The organism is Antarctobacter sp., assembly GCF_034670325.1.
Taxonomy (GTDB): Bacteria; Pseudomonadota; Alphaproteobacteria; order Rhodobacterales; family Rhodobacteraceae; genus Antarctobacter.
In genome coordinates, this window is the sequence record NZ_JAXMNR010000001.1 from 376708 (window position 1) to 396016 (window position 19309).

Here is a 19309-nt window from a genome sequence, read left to right on the forward strand (position 1 = left end):
AAAACGCCTCTGTAAGCCGTTGAATCTGCGTGGCCGCCGCACTGTCCACGCGTGGGCATGTTTTTTGGGCCCCTCTGCGCGATGCGGGCGAAAAAGCATGACACCCGTTTGACAGATGCCTTTTGCCCCCCTATAGGCAGGGCTTCGAATTTCCTGTCCCCGAGTCGCTCTGGGGCAATGAACCGGAGTAGCCGCGATGAAACGCACTTTTCAGCCGTCCAACCTCGTCCGCAAGCGTCGCCACGGGTTTCGTGCCCGTATGGCCACCAAAGCAGGTCGCAAGATCCTGAACGCACGCCGCCTGCGCGGCCGTAAGAGCCTGAGCGCCTGAGCCTCACGCCTGACGCAGCGGAGCGGGACGTGACCACCGCAAAAGCCGCCCCGGAGCAATCCGAGGCGGCCTTTTTGACGTTGACCGTTCTCAGCAAGCGCGCCGATTTCCTGCGCGCCGCCCGCGCCCGCCGCGTGCCCTGTGAGGGTTTTCTGCTGCAAGGCCGCGAACGCGCGCCGGGCGAGGCGACGGGCATCCGCGTCGGCTTTACCTGCTCGAAAAAGGTCGGCAACGCCGTCGCCCGCAACCGCGCCAAGCGCCGGCTGCGCGAAATCGCACGCCTGATCCTGCCCGACATGGGCGTCGAGGGCTGGGATTACGTCCTGATCGGGCGCGCCGAAAAGACCGCGTGGCGCGATTTTGCCGCGCTCCAGACCGATCTGCGCCGCGCCCTGCGCAAGATCCACGGCCCCCAGTCATGACCCCGCTGGCCCATATCGTCGCCCTGCCCGTCCGCGGCTACCGGCTGCTGTTCAGCCCCTGGGTCGGCCATGGCTGCCGCTATCACCCCACCTGTTCGGTCTATGCTCTAGAAGCGCTGGAAAAACATGGCGCACTCAAAGGCAGCTGGCTGGCGGCCCGGCGCATCGGTCGATGCCACCCATGGGGCGGATCGGGCATCGACAACGTGCCCGACTGAGCCAGCACCAACTGGCGGTTTTCCCTACCCTTCGAATGCTAGGTTTGTGGCAGAGAATCATGTATGACCTGCCGCAGGTTCAACCCGCAGCAAAGGAGGCAAACATGATGATGATTCGATCGCTCACCCATGTCCGGGTCGTTTGCCTCTGTGGTGACCTGCGCGGGTAAAGCGCTCTTTGGCCTGACACCCCAGTTTTCTCCAGTTTTATCCTGATTTCGGGACGGCGCGTCCCTGCCTGCTTTGTCGTGGGCCATGCCGCGCTGTCTCGCCCGAATTGAAAGGCCGGACTCTGTCCGGGCGAAAGATATGACACGTTTCGATACCCTCTTCCTCCCTGCGGCGGCCGCCCCGCGCCCCGCGTTCCTTTCTGCACTGTCTGGCCTGTTTCGTGCGGGCCCGGCAAACCACGGCCCGCCGACCGATCTCCCGCTGAGCGATCATCTGCGCCGCGACATCGGCGCCATTCCCGCCAGCCCGGCGATGCCGTCGACCGGTGCCGCGATGTTGAACAGCCTGCGCTGATGGCACGGGGCGGGCGTACAGCCTGCCCCGTCGCCGCCGTTGCCACGGCACCGCCTTGCCGCTATGTGCAGCCCATGCTGGACGATGCCGACGACATTCACCCGCTCTTTTACGGAGCGCCCAAATCCACCGAGTTCAAAAAGCTCCGCAAGCGGATCGTGCAGAACGTGCGCGAGGCGGTGGAGCAGTATGGCATGGTCGAAGAGGGGGCCAGATGGCTGGTCTGCCTGTCCGGCGGCAAGGACAGTTACACCCTGCTTGCCATCCTGCATGAGCTGAAGTGGCGCGGCCTGCTGCCGGTCGATCTGCTGGCCTGCAACCTTGATCAGGGGCAACCGGGTTTTCCCGCAACCGTCTTGCCGGAATTTCTGGAAAAGATGGGTGTCCCGCACCGGATTGAGTATCAGGACACCTATTCCATCGTCGTCGACAAGGTCCCGCAGGGTCGGACGTTCTGTGCGCTTTGCTCGCGTCTGCGCCGGGGCAACTTGTACCGGGTCGCCCGCGAAGAGGGTTGTTCGGCAGTGGTGCTTGGCCATCACCGTGACGACATTCTGGAAACCTTTTTCATGAACCTTTTCCACGGCGGTCGGCTGGCGACGATGCCGCCGAAACTGGTCAACGAAGAGGGCGATCTCTTTGTCTACCGCCCACTGGCCCATGTGGCCGAGGTCGATTGTGACCGATTCGCGCGGGCGATGAACTATCCGATCATTCCGTGCGACCTGTGCGGGTCGCAGGACGGCCTGCAACGGCAACAGGTCAAGCAAATCCTTGACGGATGGGAGAAAAACTCTCCCGGGCGGCGGCAGGTCATGTTCCGATCACTGATGAATGTCCGCCCCTCGCACATGCTGGACCCCGCGCTTTTCGATTTTGCGGGCCTTATGCGTGACAAGGTTTCGCCCAAAACGTGAAAAACTGCCGTCGGCGTTAAGTTTCGAGTTACCGACGTGGCCTAGTGTCCCTCTTATGAAGAGCAAGGATACGGGCATGTTTGCGTCACTTCGCGCGCTTCCAACCAGATTGCGCACCTCGGTGCGGCGCGGTTTCCAGGGGCCACAGGCGCTGGCATTTCTTCCGGCCTCTGCACTTGCGGCTTTTTGGCTAGGGGGGGAAACGCTGTTACTGTTCGTGGCGCTTGGGACGCCGGTGCTCTTTCTGTTGGCCGGATTGCCCGGCAGCGCGGCATCTGACCGGCCCCACGGCGATCATGCGGATATCGTTGATTCCATCGCAGCCGCCCGGCTGGTGCAGCAGGCACTGGATCGGGCCCAGACCGCCAATCTTGCCACCGCCTGTATGTTGATAGAAATCGACGGTCTCGAAGAGATTGCCCGGCATGCGGACGATTCGACAGTCGACAACCTGCGGGAACTGACGCTGGGCCGTTTGCGCAAGACGCTGCGCCGCGACGACGAGGCAGTCCGATTTGGCGAGAACCGCTTTCTGGTTCTGTTTGCGCCGTCGCTGCGTCTGGATCTGGAGGCGTTGCTGCAACTCGCCGGACGCCTTCAGAACGCCGTAGAGGAACCCACGTCTGTCGATGAGACCATGCGCTACCTCTCTGCCTCTTTCGGGTTTTGCGGCAGTCTGCGGCTCAGGAAAGAGGCGACGGGAAAGCAGCTGCTTGAGGCAGCCCAGATTGCGCTGGACGATGCCACCGCCAAGGGCCCCTCAACCATCCGCGCCTGGTCCGAGAACATGCGCCAGACGCATATCGAACAAAAGACCTTGCGCAATGAGGTCGACCGCGCCCTGTCCAATGGCCAGATCCAGCCGTGGTTCCAGCCACAGATCTGCACCTCGACCGGGGCGATCAGCGGGGTTGAGGCGTTGGCGCGGTGGATACATCCCGAACGCGGCATCGTTCCCCCCGCGCAGTTCCTGCGGGTGCTGGAGGATGCTGGACGAATGACCCACCTCAGCGAGGTCATCCTGCAGCACTCGCTGACCGCCCTGCGGAGTTGGGACCAGTCCGGTCTCGACATCCCGCGCGTCAGTGTGAACTTTTCCGATCCGGAACTGCGCGACCCCCGACTGGTCGAGCGTATCCAGTGGGAGCTGGACCGCTTTGGCCTGACTGCTGAACGGCTGGGGATCGAGGTTCTGGAAACCGTGATCGCCGGCGCACCAGAGGGGATAGTGGCCCGCAACATCGTCGAACTGGGCCGGATCGGGTGCCACATCGATCTTGATGACTTTGGCACCGGGCATGCTTCGATCACCTCACTGCGCCGGTTCAAGGTGCACCGGCTGAAAATCGACCGCAGCTTTGTCACCCGCGTCGACCGCGACGAGGAACAGCATCGCATGTTGGCGGCGGTCCTCGGCATGGCCGACCGGCTGGGGCTGGAAACCATCGCCGAGGGCGTAGAGAGCGTCGGTGAACACGCGCTGTTGTCGCAACTCGGCTGCGATCACGTTCAGGGCTTTGGCATTGCCCGACCGATGCCCGCCGACAATCTGGTCGACTGGGCGCATGATCACGAGACCCGCATCGCCGAAGCACAAAGGCTCGGTCGCGGCACCGCCTGACTCTGTAGCGGCCACAAAGTCACTGTTTTATGTGTCGGACCACGCCCGTCCCGCATGTTGGCCAACTTTTCCGTCGGCGCACCTGCGCCACACCGCCCCTGACAGGGGGATTCCGCTTGACCTTTGCAGCGCGGACCGTTTGAACCCAGCGGTGACTTTCAACGGATAGGTGGCCGCCCTCATGGACGATCAGAACAAGAACCTGCTTCTCGCGACAGCGCTCAGCATGGTTGTGATCCTTGTATGGTTCCTCTTGTTTCCGCCGCCGGAGCCGGTGGAGGATCCCAACGCGCCGGTCGCGACAGAAACCGACACGCCGCTGTCCCCCGATGGCGTTGCCACGGCCCCGCGCGCCGCGCCCGTCGCAGGATCGACCCCGGTCGCAAAAGATCCTGCCGCCGCCAGTGCCGACACGACAGAGGCGCCGCGCCTGCCGCTGGACGCTGCCCGGCTTGAAGGGTCGATCTCTCTGACCGGCGGGCGCATCGACGACCTGCGGCTCAAGGACTACCGCCAGGAATTGAGCCCCGAGTCGCCCATCGTCCAGTTGCTTGACCCGGTTGGCAGCACCAATCCTTATTATGCCCTCTTCGGCTGGGCACCCGGCAACGGGCTGGCGTTCGAGGATGTCCCCAGCGCAAACACCGCATGGACGGTCGAGTCCGGCACGACCCTTGGCACCGGCTCTCCTGTGACCCTGCGTTGGGACAGCCCCGCGGGCCTTGTGTTCCGCCGGACGATCACGATCGATGAGGACTTTATGTTCTCGATCACTCAAACGGTGGAAAACGCCGGTGACGCGACGGTGTCGCTGGCGCCCTATGGCGTGCTGGCCCGCCACGGCGAACCCGGTGACCTCAAGAACTTCTTCGTGCTGTTCGAAGGCGCGTTGCAGATGTCGGATGGCATCCTTGAACAGACCAAGTACAAAAAGATCCCCGATCTCGAAGTTGTCCCCGCCGAGGGCACGCAGGCCACGGTTCAGCGTGTGCAGGATACCGGCTGGATCGGGTTCACGGATCACTACTGGATGGCGGCGCTGATCCCCGACGCGGGCACGCCGTTCAAATCGGTGGTGAAATACGACGCCCGCCGCGACATCTATCAGACAGAGGCCGTGCTGCCGACCGTTCAGCTGGCCCCGGGTGAGACCCGTGAAGTCAGTTCCAAGCTGTTTGCAGGTGCCAAGGAATGGGAAACCATCCGCGCCTATCAGAAGGCCGGCATCGACCGTTTTCTCGACTCCATCGACTGGGGCTGGTTCTTTTTCCTGACCAAGCCGATCTTTGCGGTGCTGCACTGGCTGAACCTGCACATCGGCAACATGGGTCTGGCCATCATCGCCCTGACCCTGCTGCTGAAGGCGGTCCTTTTCCCGCTGGCGTATAAATCCTACGCCTCGATGGCCAAGATGAAAGAACTCCAGCCGGAGATGGAAAAGATCAAGGAGCGCGCGGGCGACGACCGCGAAAAGCTCCAGAAAGAGATGATGGGTCTCTACAAGAAGGAAAAGGTGAACCCGGCCGCGGGCTGCTTGCCAATCCTCCTGCAGATCCCGATTTTTTTCAGCCTCTACAAGGTGATCTTCGTCACGCTGGAACTGCGGCACGCGAACTTCTTTGGCCCGTTCAACGACCTGTCCGCGCCTGATCCGACCTCGATCTACAACCTCTTCGGCCTGCTGCCCTGGGGCGCACCCGATCCGCAGTCGATCCTTGCGCTGGTCTTTATCGGTATCCTGCCGCTGCTGCTGGGCATCTCGATGTGGTTGCAGCAAAAGCTGAACCCGGCCCCCACCGATCCGACGCAACAGATGATCTTTGCATGGATGCCATGGGTGTTCATGTTCATGCTGGGCGGTTTTGCCAGCGGTCTGGTTGTCTACTGGATCACCAACAACGTGATCACCTTTACGCAGCAGTACCTGATCATGCGCAGCCACGGCTATTCGCCGGACATCATGGGCAACATCAAGGCCAGCGTGAAGAAGAAGGACAAGGAGCAGGTCAAGAAATGACCCGGCAACTGACCGCGATCTGGCGCTTTCCGGTCAAAAGCCACGGTCGGGAAGAACTGGAAGCGGTCACCTTGACCGAGGGGCAGACGCTGCCTTGGGATCGCCACTGGGCCGTCGCGCATGAGCAATCTCAGGCGGACGGCCGGGAATGGGTGCCTTGCCAGCACTTCTCGCGCGGCTCCAAGGCACCCGCGCTGGCCGCGATCACGGCGCGCCTTGATGAAGCCACGGCACAGGTCACGCTGAGCCACCCGGATCGCGACGATCTGACATTTCATCCCGACACCGAAGGCGACAGGCTGATCGACTGGGGAAAGGGTTTTGTCCCCGAGAACCGGGCGCAATCGGTCCGTGTGGTCCGGGGTCAACAGCGCGGCTTTACCGACAGCGACTTTCCGTCGATCACCCTGTGCAACCTGTCCTCGCACCGCGCGGTGGAACAGCGGGTCGGTCATCCGCTGTCGATCCACCGCTGGCGCGGCAACCTCTGGTTCGACGGCGGCGCGCCTTGGGAAGAATTCGACTGGATCGACCGAGAAATCCGCATTGGCGAGGCCGTCCTGATCCCGCGTGAGCGCACCGACAGATGCCTTGCGACCCATAACAACCCGGACACCGGCGCGCGTGATACAAATGTGCTTGGCGCGCTCGACAGCTGGGACCACCGCGACTTTTCGGTCCGGGCAGAGGTTCTGCGCGGCGGCCGGATCGCCACCGGCGACAGTATCGAGGTACTCTGATGCAACTGTCCTTTCCCCTGGCCGAAGAGCCCGATGACGAAACCCGCGAGGCCGCGCGCAAATTGTTCGTCGGCGACGTCGATTTCCTCAAAGGTGTCGTCGCCATGGATGGCCTGCCCCCCGATGACCGCGCAGAGGTCTGCTTTGCCGGGCGGTCGAATGTTGGTAAATCCAGCCTGATCAACGCACTCACCGGGCGCAAGGGGCTGGCCCGCGCGTCCAACACCCCGGGCCGCACGCAGGAAATCAACTATTTCACGCTGGGCAGTGAACGCTACCTGGTCGACCTTCCGGGCTATGGTTTTGCCAATGCGCCGGTTGCCGTGGTGGCCAAGTGGCAGGCGCTGCTGAAATCCTACCTTGCGGGCCGCGTCAGCCTGCGCCGCGCCTTTGTGCTGGTCGATTTCCGTCACGGGATCAAAGACGTGGACGATGAGATCATGACCTTGCTGGACCGCTCTGCCGTCACCTTTCAGGTGGTTCTGACCAAGGCGGACAAGGTCAAGGCAGAGGAACAGCAAAAGAACCTCGCACAGGTGCGCGACCGCCTGTCCAAACATCCCGCCGCCTACCCCGAGATCGTGGTGACCAGCAGCGACAAGGGTGAGGGCATCGCCAGCCTGCGCGCGATCATCGCCTCTCTCGCCTGAGCGCCACGGCCTCTGGTCTTCCACGCGACAAGCGGGCATTCTGCCCTTGCCCGCTCCGTGAAAGACCCGAGATGAGACAACAGAACATGAACAGAGACTGGATCGCCACCGCCCGGACCCTCTCCGAGGCCCTGCCCTACCTACAGCGCTACACCGGCGCGATCGTGGTGGTGAAATTCGGCGGCAACGCCATGGGCGACGATGAGGCCATGGCCGCCTTCGCCCGCGACATCGTGCTGATGCGTCAGGTCGGCGTGAACCCGATTGTGGTCCACGGCGGCGGTCCGATGATCAACGATCTGTTGAAACGTCTGGGCATCGAAAGCCGGTTTGTCCGCGGCAAACGCGTGACCGACAAGGCCACCGTCGAGGTGGTCGAAATGGTCCTGACCGGCCTCGTCAACAAGCGCATCGTTCAGGCGATCATGGACGAAGGCGGCCGCGCTGTCGGCCTGTCCGGCAAGGACGACGACCTGATGGTTTGTGAACCGGACGATCCCGAACTGGGCTTTGTCGGTCGCCCCATCGAGATGAACGTACAGGTCCTGCGCGATCTGTTTAAGGCGGGCATCATCCCGGTTGTGGCCCCCGTCGGCACCGGCACCGAAGTCACAGAGACCTACAACGTGAACGGCGACACCGCCGCAGGGGCCATCGCAGGCGCGCTCAAGGCCGACCGCCTGCTGCTGCTCACCGATGTGCAGGGCGTCAAGGGACCAGACGGCACCGTGCTGACCGCGCTCACGCCCGAGGACGTGCGCCGCCTGACGGACGAAGGCGTCATTGCGGGCGGCATGATCCCCAAGACAGAAACCGCGCTCAAGGCCATCGACGAAGGCGTGCGGGCCGTGGTCATCATCGACGGGCGCGTGCAAAATGCCTGCCTGCTGGAACTCTTCACCGAACATGGCTCTGGCTCGATGATCCGCTCTGACAACCGCCCGCCGTTGACGGAATGATCCCAACCGGGCTGCGCGAGGCCGATCAGTCCGCAGCTTGCGCAGGCCTGCGGGTGCGCGGCGCGCTTCATCCCGGTGTGGACGACGGCGCGCCCGAGGGCACCGGCACGCTGCTGCTGCTCGGCCCGGACGAACCCGGCTTCTGGCCGCTGTTCGCCTTTAGCCCGGAATACCTCGACGGTGGGCGCGACCCGCTTGACCGCTGGTCAAAGCGGGTTGTCTCCGCCTTGGCCACCGATTGGGGCGGTACGGCGATCTTCCCCTCCGACGGCCCTCCCTACGCGCCCTTTCTCGCATGGGCGCTGACCTCTGGCCGAGCCTGGTCCTCGCCTGTCGGCATGCTGGTCCATGACGCGGCGGGCCTGTTCATCAGCTACCGCGCGGCGGTCGCCCTGCCCGCTCGCCTGCCGCTGCCGACAACGCCGGACTCCAAACCCTGTGCGCCCTGTCCGCGCCCCTGTGAGACCGCCTGTCCCGTGGGCGCGCTGGCCGCCGATCAAACCTATGATGTGGCCCGCTGCAAGGCGCATATCGCAAGTGAGGCAGGCGCACCCTGCCGCACGGCAGGCTGCCTCGTGCGCCGCGCCTGCCCGGTGGCGCGGGGCTTTTCGCGCCGCCCGGAACAATCTGCCTTCCACATGCGCGCCTTCCTCGGAGATGCCGCCCCGTGAAACAGCTCATCCTGATCCGCCACGCAAAGTCCGACTGGGGTTTCGATCGTCCCGACCACGACCGCCCGCTGAACGCACGGGGCCGACGTGCCGCGCCAGCCATCGGCAACTGGCTGCGGGACCACGGCTACCTGCCGGACGAGGTGCTGTGCTCAACCGCGACCCGCACCCGCGAAACGCTCGCCCTGCTGGGCACCCCCGCGCCCACGCGGTATGAACGCGCGCTGTATCACGCCGCGCCCGAAACGATGCTGGACGTGCTGCAATCCGCTCAGGGCAATTCGGTAATGATGCTGGCCCACAACCCCGGCATCGCGGGCTTGGCAGAGGCGCTTGTCCGCACCGCTCCGGACCATCCGCGCTTTGACGCCTATCCCACCTGCGCCACACTGGTGGCCCGTTTCGACATCGACGATTGGAAAGCCCTGATGCCCGGCACAGGCGACGCCCGCGCCTTTATCGTGCCGCGCGACCTGACGGACTGACCCCTGGGCTTCTTCTTGGGTAAAATACCTCCGGGGGGGTCGCCCAAAGGGCGACGGGGGCAGCGCCCCCTCCCCGGCCTGACGCGCGCGCGCCGGTCTCAGCGAAACGGCGGGCTATACAGCAACCCGCCATTGGTCCACTGCAGGTTCAGCCCGCGTGACAGGCCGATCGGCGTCGTCTCACCGATGTTACGGGCAAAGATCTCGCCATAGTTGCCCCCCGCCCGGATCGCCCGAACGGCCCATTGTGGATCCAGACCCAGCATCTCGCCCATCCGTCCCTCAGTGCCCAGCAGGCGCGCGACTTCGGGGTTGCCGGTGCTTTCCCGCATCTCGTCGATATTGACCGAGGTCACCCCCAGTTCCTCCGCCGAGATCAGCGCGTTCAGGACCCAGCGCACCAAATCGGCCCAGTCGTCGTCGCCTTGGCGCACGACCGGACCCAATGGCTCTTTCGAGATCACGTCACCCAGCAGCAGATGGTCCCCCGGTGCCTTAAAGGTCGCCCGGATCGCCGCCAGCGAAGAGGCGTCAGCGGTAAAGACCTCACATTCGCCTTCAAGGTAGAGCGTTTGCGCCTGCGCCAGACTGTCGACCTCGACGCGCTCATAGGTGCTGTTGTTGCGGGCGAAATACTCGTCGAGATTCATCTTGGTCTTGGCGTCGGGTTGCAGGCAGATGCGCCTGCCGTTCAACTCGGTCCCCGAGGACACGCCCATCGCCTTGGGCACCATGAACCGCTGCCCGTCGTAATAGTTGATGCCCGCAAAATCGAGCTTCAGCCCGACATCGGTTGCAAAGCTCCACGTCGTGTTGCGCACCAGAACATCCAGTTCGCCCGACAACAGCAGGGGAAAGCGCGTGGCGTTTGTGGTTTCGACGAAACTCACCGCCGTCGGATCGCCCAGCACCGCCGCTGCCAGCGCGCGACAAAGATCGACGTCAAAGCCGGTCCATTCGTTGCGTGAATCCAGAGAGGCGAACCCGATCAGACCCGCATTGACGCCGCAATGCAGTTTTTCACGCTGGCGGACATCCTCCAACGTGCCAGCCGAGGCCGCGCCAGCGGCACAGGCCAGCAAGGTCGCCGCGCAAAGTAGTACCCTCAGCATGCCGTTCTATATCCTTGGATTCGCTTCCTACCAACCGGCACACCAGACCGGGCACACCAAACCAGAGGGGTCCTTGCTCCGCCACCCCTCATGCTGGCACAATTTGGGCGAATTCCCGCCCAAAGGTCAAGCAAGGATGCCAAACAGACGTGCAGGCAGCCTGCCGCACAAACACAGTCTAACCGTCCGACAAGGAATGGAAAACCGCAGCGTGCAGAAACTCACCGCGTTTTCTTTGGGCAAGTTTTGCCGCGTCTTCATCGACGCCCCACTGCTCTTCTTGCCATGTCTCGTCGATCCGCGACAGCGCCCAGGCCTCTGCCGGGTCACATGCGCCCTTTATCACCGCCAGCGCCAGCACCAGTGATCCCGACATGGACACAAGGTCATGAAAGGCGGCCAGCGCAAAGGATGACTGGCCATGCACCTGAGCCGTCAACCGCGCCAGCGCGGCAGGGTCCTGCGGGTGATACATGACGCCCACCACCGGCATCAGCCGCGCGTCAAAGGACGCCTCTGCCCAGTCCAGCAGCGGGTCCCAGCCCTGTTGCTGGCGGTTCACCAGCCCCTCGGGGGTGTCGGCGCGGTAACACAGCAGATCGCTGTCGCCATAGGCGGCCAGCATATCCGCCACGGCAGCGTGCTGCGGCGCGACCTTGTCCAGCGCGGAATTGGCCATGCGGGTAAAGGGCATGGTGTTCGGGTTCACGCGCTCTTCCTGCGCGGCCCATTCGGCGGCGATCTCGCGCGCCAGCGCCTCTGTCGGCACCACCAGCGGCGTCTTGGCCGGGGTCTTGACCCCGCGCCCGTCCAGCGTGACCGCATAGCCCGCCTCGGCGTCCGCGACCTCGGCATTTTGCCAAAACCGTTTCGGGGCCCATTCGCTCATGGCATCTCTCCCAGCATCGTCTCGATGGCCCGACCCAGCGCCGCCGCGTCATCGACGATCTGTTGTGCATCGGCCAGTGCCTCACGCGGGTGATAGCCCCATGTCACGCCGATCCGCGCGATCCCCGCGGCGCGCGCCATTTCCATGTCATAGCTGGTGTCGCCGATCATCACCGCGTGCTCGGCCTCAACCCCGGCCTCGTCGATTGCGGTGAACAGCATCGCGGGATGCGGTTTTGACGGGTTGTCATCGGCGCATTGCCGGGTGACAAAACGCTGCGTCAGCCCGTGGCTTTCCAACAGCGCCGTCAGCCCGCGCCGCGATTTGCCCGTGGCGATCCCCAGCAACACGTCATCGCGGGCGGACAGAGTGTCCAGCAGGGCGGGGATGCCGGGATACAAAGGCGAGGCTTCGGGCCCGCCCTTCATCCGCAGATCGGCGTAGGCCTCTTTGTAGGTCTCGACCAGCCGCGTGCGTTGCACCGGACCCATTTCCGGCGCCAGCGCGGAAAACGCCTGCGGCAAGGACAGGCCGACAATGGCAAGAATCTCTTCGCGCGCGGGCCGGTTCAGCCCTTCAGAGGCAAAGGCCGCGCTCATCGCCCCCAGAATATCGCCCTGACTGTCGACCAGCGTGCCGTCGACGTCAAAGATCACCAGCCGCAGGGTCATTGCAATTCCTCAAAGGGGTCGTCGGCGGCAAAGCTTTCTTCCCAGCCCAGCGTGTCCCAGCTGTGCGCCATATGGCTGGGCAACTTGGCCGTCAGGGCCAGCGGCTTGCCGGTGAAGGGATGTTCGAACCGCATCGACCGCGCGTGCAGGTGCAGCTTGCGCGAGATGTCCCCGCCCAGTTGCGCGCCCCAGCCGTCGCCAAGGTTCTCCTGACCCGAGCCACCGTACTTGCCGTCACCGATGATCGGGTGCCCGATCTCTGCCATATGCGCGCGCAATTGGTGCGTGCGCCCCGTGATCGGCTCCAGTGCGACCCACGACGCGCGGCCCGCGACCCGGTAGAGCGTCGCATACAGCGTATGCGCCCGCTTGGCCCCCTCGGTCGCGTTCATGTCGCGCGGGTGGACGCAAAGCATCTTTTCGCCCTCGCCGTGATGGCCGTGACCCGGTGCCTTGACAAGGCCATAGCGAATCTCGCCCAGATAGGGCACCGGCACACCGGCGACGAGCGCCCAGTAGATCTTGCGCGTCAGCTTGTGCCGGATCGCGTCGGTCAGCGCCTTGGCCGCTTCTCGCGTGCGGGCCAGCACCAGCACGCCCGAAGTGTCCTTGTCCAGCCGGTGCACAAGGCGCGGTTTTTCGTCGTAGCCGAACTTCAGCGCCTCTGACAGTCCATCGACGTGGCGGGTCTGCTTGCTGCCGCCCTGCGTCGCCAGACCGGGCGGCTTGTTGATGGCGATCAGGTGGTCGTCGCGGTAGATCACGCAGGACTGGATCAGCTCGGCATCCTGATCGGACACTTTGGGTTTGACCGGGGCGCTTTCGACCTCACCCGGTTCGGGCAGCGGCGGGATGCGCACCTGCTGGCCAACTTCGACCCGGGTCGAGGCCTTGGCCCGCGCGCCATCGACGCGCAATTCTCCCTTGCGGCACATCTTTTCGATGCGGCCTTGGGCGACATGCGGAAAATGACGTTTGAACCAACGGTCAAGGCGCTGATCACCGTCGCCCGGCCCTACGGTCACGGTCTGAACACGGCTCATGTGGTGACACTCCTTGCAAGGATCAAACCGGCCATCAGGGCGGCGATGGACAGAACAACAGACGCCGCAACATAGCCCGCCGCAACCCCGACCTGTCCCCGCTCATACAGCGTGACCGCGTCCAGCGAGAAGGCCGAAAAAGTGGTGAAACCGCCCAAAACGCCAGTCATCAGGAGCGGCGCAAAACGGTTGGCATTAAAATGCAGCAGCGCCACGACGAGCACCCCCATGAGGAAAGACCCAAGGATATTCACCGTCAACGTGCCCCAGGGAAACCCCTTGCCCAGCAGGCGCGCGGTCGCGATCCCGGTCATGTAGCGGGCGGATGCGCCAAGAGCGCCGCCAAGGGCGACTTGCAGAATGGGTGTCATGCGCGCGGACATGGCGGTGCGGGATGCGGAAGTCAAGCGGCCTGCGGGATCGGCAGACCAGCGAATGACGCCGTTTCATGGTAGTCTGACCCGGCCTCACGCCCCATCACCGCCGAAGGATAACTCATGCTGCATCATATCACCGTCGGAACCGGCAAACCGCTGATCATCCTGCACGGCGTGTCACTGGATCATCGCTACATGATGGAGGCGGTAGAGCCGGTTTTCGACGGGCTGGACGGCTGGCAAAGGATCTATCCCGACATGCCCGGTCATGGCCAAAGCCCGCCGCGGCCCGAAATCGCCAGTCAGGATGACCTGTTGGCGTCGGTTCTGGCGTTTGCGGACGCAGTTTTGCCCGGCCAACGCTTTGGTGTCATCGGGTTGTCGCGCGGCAGCTATATCGCGCGCGGGATGGTGCATGTGCGGCCCACGCAAATCGCCGGGGTGGCGCTGATCGTTCCCGGCGGAAATCCCGGCACGGACCCGGCCCGCCTGCCCGCTCATCAAGTCATGCAGGCGGACCCGTCGATGCGGGCGGAACTGACCGACGATGAGGTCTGGCGTTTTGACAATTTCATGGTGGTTCAACGCCGGGACCTGTTGGACACGGCGCGGCGGGTCTCAGTGCCCGCCAAAGCCCTGTTCGATGCGGAACAGGACGCGCGGGTCTTCGACGCCTTTGACTTCAGCTTTCATCGGCGCGGAGAGTCGGCGGTGTGCGACGGTCCCAGCCTGATCATCGCGGGGCGTCAGGACAGTATCTCGGGCTATCTGGATGCGATGGACCTGCTGCCGCAATTCCCGCGCGCGACGCTGTGTGTGCTGGACGCGGCCGGACATGGGGTGATGTTCGAACGGGCCGGTCTGGTGCAAAGCCTGCTGCGGGATTGGCTGGAGCGGCTTGATCACGACTGGCACGGGTCAACCTGATGGATGGAATGGGGGCGCTGCCCCCAAACCCCCGGGAGTATTTGGACCAAGAAGAAGCCCGGGGTCAGTCCTCTGTCCGCTGGGCGCGCAGGCGGGTGAAATAGTCGACGCGCTTGCGCAGGTCACGTTCAAACCCGCGTTCGACAGGGTCGTAGTAGGCGGCGCGCTCCATCTCGTCGGGGAAATAGTCCTGACCGGAGAACCCGTCTTCGGCGTCGTGGTCATAGGCGTAGCCCTTGCCATACCCCTGATCCTTCATCAGCGACGTGGGCGCATTCAGGATATGTTTGGGGGGCATCAGGCTGCCGGTCTCTTTGGCCGCGCGGCGCGCCGCCTTGTAGGCGACATAGGCGGCGTTCGATTTCGGGGCCAGCGCGATGTAGACCAGCGCCTGCGCGATGGCCAGTTCGCCCTCGGGAGAGCCGAGGCGTTCATAGGTTTCCCAGCTTTGCAGGCAGACCGCCTGCGCCTGCGGATCGGCCAGCCCGATATCCTCGACCGCCATGCGGGTGATGCGGCGGGCGAGGTAGCGCGGGTCTTCGCCCGCCTCCAGCATGCGCGCGTACCAGTAGAGCGCGGCGTCGGGGTCCGACCCGCGCACTGATTTGTGCAGCGCCGAGATCAGGTTGTAGTGGCCGTCGCCCGATTTGTCGTAGACGGCGGCGCGTTTCATCAACCGGGTTTTCAGACCCTTGACGTCCAGCGGCGCGTCCAGCCGCCAAGAGGTGACCTGTTCGACAAGGTTCAGCAGCGCCCGCCCGTCACCGTCCGCCATGTCCAGCAAGGCGGCGCGCGCGTCCGCCTCCAGCGGCAGTGTTCGGTCCAGCACGGTCTCCGCCCGCGCCACCAGTGCGGCGAGGTCGTCCGTCCCCAACCGTTCCAGCACCAGCACCTGCGCGCGGCTGAGCAAGGCGGCGTTCAGTTCGAACGAGGGGTTTTCCGTGGTCGCGCCGACCAGCAGGATTGTCCCGTCCTCCATATGCGGCAGAAAGCTGTCCTGCTGGGCCTTGTTGAAGCGGTGGATTTCATCGACGAACAGCAGCGTGCCCTGACCGGTACGGCGGCGCAGCTTGGCCGCCTCGAACACCTTGCGCAGTTCCGGCACGCCGGAAAAGATCGCGCTGATCTGGACAAAATGCAGGTCGGTGGCATCGGCCAGCAGCCGCGCGATGGTGGTCTTGCCCACCCCGGGCGGTCCCCAGAACACGATTGATCCCAGCGTGCCCGCCGCCAGCATGACGCCCAGCGGGGCCTCTGGCCCCAGCACCTGACGCTGGCCGATCACCTCGTCCAGCGTCTGCGGGCGCAGGCGATCGGCCAGAGGGCGCGGGGCCTTGTCGGCCCGCGCCTGCGTCTCGGGCGTGCTGCCCGCTGTGTCGAAGAGATCGGCCAAACCGTTCAGGCCCGGAACCGCAAGAGCAGGCGGCGCGTGCCGCGCTGTACCTCGATCTGCACCCGACCGCCGCCGCCGCGCAGCATCTGGCCAACATCGCGCGGCGCGTCAATCCGGCGACCGTTGATGCCCACGATCCGGTCGCCGGTTTGCAGACCGACCTGTGTGCCGTAGGGGCCGGGGTCCAACACCACCACGCCCTCGGCGTCATGCGGCAGGCCCAGTTCCGCGATCACCGCCGGGTTCGCCCGCGCCACCCGCAGGCCGGGCAGCGTGTTCAACTCTCCCAGATCGACAGTGTCGCGCGGCGGCGAGTCAGGCGGCGCGATCATGTCGACCAGCGCGATCTTTTCCTGACCTTGCCGGACATAGATCACCTCTGCCGCGCGGCCGATGCCGCGCACCGACATGCGAAACAGCATCTCTGCCGGGGTGTTGACCGGCGCGCGGTCGACCCGCACCACCACGTCGCCCACTTGCAGACCCGCCGCGTCAAAGGGGCTGCCGGGGCGCAGTTCGGCGATCACCACGCCGCCCGGCACCGTCAGGCCCAGACTGTCGGACAGTTCTGCGGTCACCGGCTGGCCAACCATGCCCGCCCAAGGCCGTTGAAACCGGCGGTGGCCGTCCTGCGCCTGCTCAAGAAACTGCGCCACCAACGCCGACGGGATGGCAAAGCCGATGCCGTTCGAGCCACCGGAGCGGGTCAGGATCGAGGTATTCACCCCGATCAGCCGCCCCGCCACGTCGATCAGCGCCCCGCCAGAGTTGCCGGGGTTGATCGGCGCGTCAGTCTGGATGAAATAGCCGCGCGCATTGCCGGTGGCGGTGCCAGAGCGCGCCAGCCCCGACACGATCCCCGACGACACGGTTTGCCCCACGCCAAAGGGGTTGCCGATGGCCAGCACCAGTTCGCCGACCTCGACCGTATCGCTGTCGCGCAGCGTCAGGTGCGGCATGTCGCTGGCCCCCGCCAGCCGCATGATGGCAAGATCCGAGTCCTCATCCGCCAGCAGGATCTCGGCGTCGAATTCGCGCCGGTCGTTCAGGACAACGTGGATATCGGTCGCCTGCCCGACAACATGATAGTTCGTCACCACGATCCCGTCCGCCGACAGGATCACGCCCGACCCCAGCGAGTTCTGCACCCGCGGGCGCGACTGGAACTCGCGGAAGAGATTGCCAAAGACCGGATCGTCGGCAAAGGGGCTGCGCGCGTCGACGATGCGGCGGGCATAGATATTGACCACGCCGGGCGCGGCCTGTTTGACCAGCGGCGCGAAACTCAGGGAAATCTCGGCAGGGCTTTGCGGGATGCGCGGCTCCTGGGCCCCCGCCGGCAGGGCCAGCAGAATGAAACAAACAAATGCTCTGAACATCAAATCTCTCCGACTTGCTCCGGACCCCTAGGATATGTCCCCCGCCTCCGCACGATGCAAGCCACACCGCACGCCGGGACAATTGCAACCCTCGCGCATTTGCGCCATGACGGTCTCATGACGCCACGTATCAAACCCGAAACAAGTGCCCTCTCCGTCCACCTGCTGACGGCAACCGGCGCGGTTTTTGCGATGTTGGCCATGCTGGCGGCAGTGCGGGAAGAGTGGTCGCTGATGTTCCTGTGGCTGGTGGTGGCCTTTGCGGTGGACGGGATCGACGGGCCGCTGGCGCGCAAATACGACGTCAAGACCCATGCGCCGCGCTTTGACGGGGTGCTGCTGGACCTGATCATCGACTATCTCACCTATGTCTTTATCCCGGCCTTTGCGCTGTTTCAGTCCGGCCTGTTGCCGGGGTGGACCGGATGGTTTGCGATCATCCTCATCACCTTTTCCAGCGCGATGTATTTCGCCGACAACCGGATGAAGACGGCGGATAATTCCTTTCACGGGTTTCCCGGCTGCTGGAACATGCTGGTGTTGGTGCTGTTCGCCATCGCTCCGGGGTTCTGGGTGATCCTTGTGCTGGTCACGCTGCTGGCCGTGGCAATGTTCCTGCCGCTGAAGTTCATCCACCCGGTCCGGACAGAGCGGTGGCGCTCGGTGTCGTTGCCGGTGGCGCTGGCATGGACGATCTTTGCCGGATGGGCGGCCTGGGTGAATTTCCATCCGGCCAGCTGGGCGCACTGGGGGCTGTTGGTCACCTCGGTCTACCTGTTGTTCGCGGGCATCGCGCAACAAATCATCCCGGCACAGCGCCAGTCCTGAGCCGATACGCGGCCCTTCCCCCCCGCGCCCGCCACCTCAAGGCGCAGTTTTCCAGCATTATCCGATGATTATCCCACGATCTGCGCCCTTTGCCTTTTCGCGGGGGCCGAATAGTGTTTGGATGACTCCACCGTAACCGCGCCCGGGCATTCTGCCACTCGGCGGGACCCAGAGGCCGGACCGACCACAGATCGGACGTGACGCCATGCGTATCAAACTAGGATGCCGGATTTCTTTCGAGGTGGCGGCACCGACGCCGATGATCTTTCTGCTCAACGTTCATTATTCGCGCGCCAGCGATCTGGAACGGCCCGACCTGCTGCGCACCGATCCCGCCGTCCCGGTCGAGGCATACCGCGACGTGTTCGGCAACTGGTGCTCGCGCCTTGTTGCCCCGCCGGGCCAGATGACCGTGTCGACCGATGGCACCATGCAGGACGCGGGCCTGTCCGATCCGGTCGGGCTGGATGCGCCGCAGATCCCGGTCGAGCACCTGCCCAGCGATGAGCTCGGCTTTCTGCTGCCCAGCCGCTATTGCGAAAGCGACGTGCTGTCGGATTTTGCCTGGGACAGGTTTGGCCAGACCCCCCCCGGCTGGGCGCGGGTGCAGGCGGTCTGCGACTTTGTGCACGGGCATATCCACTTTGGCTATGAACACTCCCGCCCCACCCGCACCGCTGTCGAGGCGCTGAACGAGGGGGTCGGCGTCTGCCGGGATTTCACCCATCTGGCGGTGGCGCTGTGCCGGGCGCTGAACATTCCCACGCGCTATTGCACCGGGTACGTCAGCGATATCGGCCTGCCCAACCCGATCCGCCCGATGGATTTCGCCGCATGGATGGAGGTCTATCTGGGCGGCCAGTGGTGGACATTCGACCCGCGCAACAACGACACCCGCTTTGGCCGCGTGCTGGTCGCGCGCGGCTGTGATGCGGCGGATGTGCCCATGGTCCACAGCTTTGGGCGTCACGACCTGACCGGGTTCGAGGTCTGGATAGACCAGATCGACGAAGACACCGGCGCAAACTGGCAGGTCTGACGGGCCAAAGGGACAGGGGCATCCCTTTACAAAAGGTAAAAACGCCCCTGTAACCCTCTGATTTTACTCGGACCAAAAGCTGTCCACGCGTGGAC

At 64.4% G+C, this 19309-nt stretch carries 22 protein-coding genes; 15 read left to right on the plus strand and 7 right to left on the minus strand.

Going from position 1 to position 19309, the window contains the following annotated elements; all coding sequences use genetic code 11:
* Positions 1 to 196 precede the first annotated feature (196 nt).
* From rpmH to VOI21_RS01925, 12 genes are all read left to right on the plus strand, one after another.
* Positions 197 to 331 carry a 50S ribosomal protein L34 gene (rpmH, locus tag VOI21_RS01870; protein WP_094034336.1) on the plus strand — a complete coding sequence of 45 codons (135 nt, stop codon included), beginning with the start codon at positions 197 to 199 and terminating at the stop codon, positions 329 to 331.
* 29 nt (positions 332 to 360) lie between these two features.
* A complete protein-coding gene (rnpA, locus tag VOI21_RS01875; protein WP_323767119.1) occupies positions 361 to 753 on the plus strand; it encodes a ribonuclease P protein component in 393 nt (130 codons plus the stop codon).
* Positions 750 to 971 (plus strand): membrane protein insertion efficiency factor YidD, encoded by a 222-nt coding sequence (gene yidD, locus VOI21_RS01880; protein ID WP_323767121.1) that lies wholly within the window; start codon positions 750 to 752, stop codon positions 969 to 971. The genes rnpA and yidD overlap by 4 nt, the downstream gene beginning before the upstream one ends.
* Positions 972 to 1280: 309 nt before the next feature.
* On the plus strand, positions 1281 to 1496 hold the full coding sequence (locus VOI21_RS01885) for a hypothetical protein (protein WP_323767123.1): 216 nt from the start codon (positions 1281 to 1283) through the stop codon (positions 1494 to 1496).
* Between the two features lie 74 nt (positions 1497 to 1570).
* Entirely contained in the window at positions 1571 to 2413 is an 843-nt protein-coding gene (gene ttcA / locus VOI21_RS01890) for a tRNA 2-thiocytidine(32) synthetase TtcA (RefSeq protein WP_323767125.1), read from the plus strand.
* A 76-nt stretch (positions 2414 to 2489) separates the two neighbouring features.
* Positions 2490 to 4034 (plus strand): GGDEF domain-containing phosphodiesterase, encoded by a 1545-nt coding sequence (locus tag VOI21_RS01895; protein ID WP_323767128.1) that lies wholly within the window; start codon positions 2490 to 2492, stop codon positions 4032 to 4034.
* A 181-nt stretch (positions 4035 to 4215) separates the two neighbouring features.
* A complete protein-coding gene (gene yidC / locus VOI21_RS01900; RefSeq protein ID WP_323767130.1) occupies positions 4216 to 6051 on the plus strand; it encodes a membrane protein insertase YidC in 1836 nt (611 codons plus the stop codon).
* Positions 6048 to 6791, plus strand: coding sequence for an MOSC domain-containing protein (locus tag VOI21_RS01905; RefSeq protein ID WP_323767132.1), 744 nt, complete (start codon positions 6048 to 6050; stop codon positions 6789 to 6791). Before yidC ends, VOI21_RS01905 begins: the two co-directional genes overlap by 4 nt.
* On the plus strand, positions 6791 to 7441 hold the full coding sequence (gene yihA, locus VOI21_RS01910; RefSeq protein ID WP_323767134.1) for a ribosome biogenesis GTP-binding protein YihA/YsxC: 651 nt from the start codon (positions 6791 to 6793) through the stop codon (positions 7439 to 7441). Before VOI21_RS01905 ends, yihA begins: the two co-directional genes overlap by 1 nt.
* Positions 7442 to 7512: 71 nt before the next feature.
* Positions 7513 to 8400: an acetylglutamate kinase gene (argB, locus tag VOI21_RS01915; protein ID WP_323767136.1), complete on the plus strand. Its 888-nt coding sequence runs from the start codon at positions 7513 to 7515 to the stop codon at positions 8398 to 8400.
* Positions 8397 to 9071: a ferredoxin gene (locus VOI21_RS01920; RefSeq protein ID WP_323767138.1), complete on the plus strand. Its 675-nt coding sequence runs from the start codon at positions 8397 to 8399 to the stop codon at positions 9069 to 9071. Before argB ends, VOI21_RS01920 begins: the two co-directional genes overlap by 4 nt.
* Positions 9068 to 9556 (plus strand): SixA phosphatase family protein, encoded by a 489-nt coding sequence (locus VOI21_RS01925; protein ID WP_323767140.1) that lies wholly within the window; start codon positions 9068 to 9070, stop codon positions 9554 to 9556. Before VOI21_RS01920 ends, VOI21_RS01925 begins: the two co-directional genes overlap by 4 nt.
* A 98-nt stretch (positions 9557 to 9654) precedes the next feature.
* Here the strand turns inward: VOI21_RS01925 and VOI21_RS01930 are convergent, their stop codons facing one another.
* From VOI21_RS01930 to crcB, 5 genes are all read right to left on the minus strand, one after another.
* On the minus strand, positions 9655 to 10668 hold the full coding sequence (locus VOI21_RS01930; protein ID WP_323767142.1) for an amino acid ABC transporter substrate-binding protein: 1014 nt from the start codon (positions 10666 to 10668) through the stop codon (positions 9655 to 9657).
* Between the two features lie 178 nt (positions 10669 to 10846).
* On the minus strand, positions 10847 to 11557 hold the full coding sequence (locus VOI21_RS01935) for an ATP12 family chaperone protein (protein WP_323767144.1): 711 nt from the start codon (positions 11555 to 11557) through the stop codon (positions 10847 to 10849).
* Complete coding sequence (locus tag VOI21_RS01940) at positions 11554 to 12228, minus strand: HAD-IA family hydrolase (protein ID WP_323767146.1); 675 nt, start codon at positions 12226 to 12228, stop codon at positions 11554 to 11556. The genes VOI21_RS01935 and VOI21_RS01940 overlap by 4 nt, the downstream gene beginning before the upstream one ends.
* A complete protein-coding gene (locus VOI21_RS01945) occupies positions 12225 to 13271 on the minus strand; it encodes an RluA family pseudouridine synthase (RefSeq protein ID WP_323767148.1) in 1047 nt (348 codons plus the stop codon). Before VOI21_RS01945 ends, VOI21_RS01940 begins: the two co-directional genes overlap by 4 nt.
* The gene (crcB, locus tag VOI21_RS01950) at positions 13268 to 13642 is read right to left on the minus strand and encodes a fluoride efflux transporter CrcB (RefSeq protein ID WP_323767150.1); all 375 of its coding nucleotides are present in this window, start codon (positions 13640 to 13642) and stop codon (positions 13268 to 13270) included. The genes VOI21_RS01945 and crcB overlap by 4 nt, the downstream gene beginning before the upstream one ends.
* 126 nt (positions 13643 to 13768) lie before the next feature.
* Here crcB and VOI21_RS01955 point away from each other — a divergent pair, with 126 nt between their 5' ends.
* A complete protein-coding gene (locus VOI21_RS01955; protein ID WP_323767152.1) occupies positions 13769 to 14575 on the plus strand; it encodes an alpha/beta hydrolase in 807 nt (268 codons plus the stop codon).
* A gap of 64 nt (positions 14576 to 14639) precedes the next feature.
* Here the strand turns inward: VOI21_RS01955 and VOI21_RS01960 are convergent, their stop codons facing one another.
* Both VOI21_RS01960 and VOI21_RS01965 read right to left on the minus strand, forming a co-directional pair.
* The gene (locus VOI21_RS01960; protein WP_323767154.1) at positions 14640 to 15968 is read right to left on the minus strand and encodes a replication-associated recombination protein A; all 1329 of its coding nucleotides are present in this window, start codon (positions 15966 to 15968) and stop codon (positions 14640 to 14642) included.
* Positions 15969 to 15973: 5 nt separating this feature from the next.
* Positions 15974 to 17347, minus strand: a complete 1374-nt coding sequence (locus VOI21_RS01965; RefSeq protein WP_323767156.1) for a trypsin-like peptidase domain-containing protein — start codon at positions 17345 to 17347, stop codon at positions 15974 to 15976.
* A gap of 117 nt (positions 17348 to 17464) precedes the next feature.
* On the opposite strand from VOI21_RS01965, the gene VOI21_RS01970 reads away from it, so the two are divergent.
* Positions 17465 to 18175, plus strand: a complete 711-nt coding sequence (locus VOI21_RS01970) for a CDP-alcohol phosphatidyltransferase family protein (protein ID WP_323767158.1) — start codon at positions 17465 to 17467, stop codon at positions 18173 to 18175.
* Between the two features lie 205 nt (positions 18176 to 18380).
* Positions 18381 to 19214 carry a transglutaminase family protein gene (locus VOI21_RS01975; RefSeq protein WP_323767160.1) on the plus strand — a complete coding sequence of 278 codons (834 nt, stop codon included), beginning with the start codon at positions 18381 to 18383 and terminating at the stop codon, positions 19212 to 19214.
* Positions 19215 to 19309 lie beyond the last annotated feature (95 nt).

What these genes read in the sequence shown, in the direction of transcription:
- rpmH (WP_094034336.1), top strand. Translation starts at nt 197, where the DNA reads ATGAAACGCACTTTTCAGCCGTCCAACCTCGTCCGCAAGCGTCGCCAC.
- yidD (WP_323767121.1), top strand. Translation starts at nt 750, where the DNA reads ATGACCCCGCTGGCCCATATCGTCGCCCTGCCCGTCCGCGGCTACCGG.
- VOI21_RS01885 (WP_323767123.1), top strand. Translation starts at nt 1,281, where the DNA reads ATGACACGTTTCGATACCCTCTTCCTCCCTGCGGCGGCCGCCCCGCGC.
- ttcA (WP_323767125.1), top strand. Translation starts at nt 1,571, where the DNA reads ATGCTGGACGATGCCGACGACATTCACCCGCTCTTTTACGGAGCGCCC.
- VOI21_RS01895 (WP_323767128.1), top strand. Translation starts at nt 2,490, where the DNA reads ATGTTTGCGTCACTTCGCGCGCTTCCAACCAGATTGCGCACCTCGGTG.
- yidC (WP_323767130.1), top strand. Translation starts at nt 4,216, where the DNA reads ATGGACGATCAGAACAAGAACCTGCTTCTCGCGACAGCGCTCAGCATG.
- VOI21_RS01905 (WP_323767132.1), top strand. Translation starts at nt 6,048, where the DNA reads ATGACCCGGCAACTGACCGCGATCTGGCGCTTTCCGGTCAAAAGCCAC.
- yihA (WP_323767134.1), top strand. Translation starts at nt 6,791, where the DNA reads ATGCAACTGTCCTTTCCCCTGGCCGAAGAGCCCGATGACGAAACCCGC.
- argB (WP_323767136.1), top strand. Translation starts at nt 7,513, where the DNA reads ATGAGACAACAGAACATGAACAGAGACTGGATCGCCACCGCCCGGACC.
- VOI21_RS01920 (WP_323767138.1), top strand. Translation starts at nt 8,397, where the DNA reads ATGATCCCAACCGGGCTGCGCGAGGCCGATCAGTCCGCAGCTTGCGCA.
- VOI21_RS01930 (WP_323767142.1), bottom strand. Translation starts at nt 10,668, where the DNA reads ATGCTGAGGGTACTACTTTGCGCGGCGACCTTGCTGGCCTGTGCCGCT.
- VOI21_RS01935 (WP_323767144.1), bottom strand. Translation starts at nt 11,557, where the DNA reads ATGAGCGAATGGGCCCCGAAACGGTTTTGGCAAAATGCCGAGGTCGCG.
- VOI21_RS01940 (WP_323767146.1), bottom strand. Translation starts at nt 12,228, where the DNA reads ATGACCCTGCGGCTGGTGATCTTTGACGTCGACGGCACGCTGGTCGAC.
- VOI21_RS01945 (WP_323767148.1), bottom strand. Translation starts at nt 13,271, where the DNA reads ATGAGCCGTGTTCAGACCGTGACCGTAGGGCCGGGCGACGGTGATCAG.
- crcB (WP_323767150.1), bottom strand. Translation starts at nt 13,642, where the DNA reads ATGACACCCATTCTGCAAGTCGCCCTTGGCGGCGCTCTTGGCGCATCC.
- VOI21_RS01955 (WP_323767152.1), top strand. Translation starts at nt 13,769, where the DNA reads ATGCTGCATCATATCACCGTCGGAACCGGCAAACCGCTGATCATCCTG.
- VOI21_RS01965 (WP_323767156.1), bottom strand. Translation starts at nt 17,347, where the DNA reads ATGTTCAGAGCATTTGTTTGTTTCATTCTGCTGGCCCTGCCGGCGGGG.
- VOI21_RS01970 (WP_323767158.1), top strand. Translation starts at nt 17,465, where the DNA reads ATGACGCCACGTATCAAACCCGAAACAAGTGCCCTCTCCGTCCACCTG.
- VOI21_RS01975 (WP_323767160.1), top strand. Translation starts at nt 18,381, where the DNA reads ATGCGTATCAAACTAGGATGCCGGATTTCTTTCGAGGTGGCGGCACCG.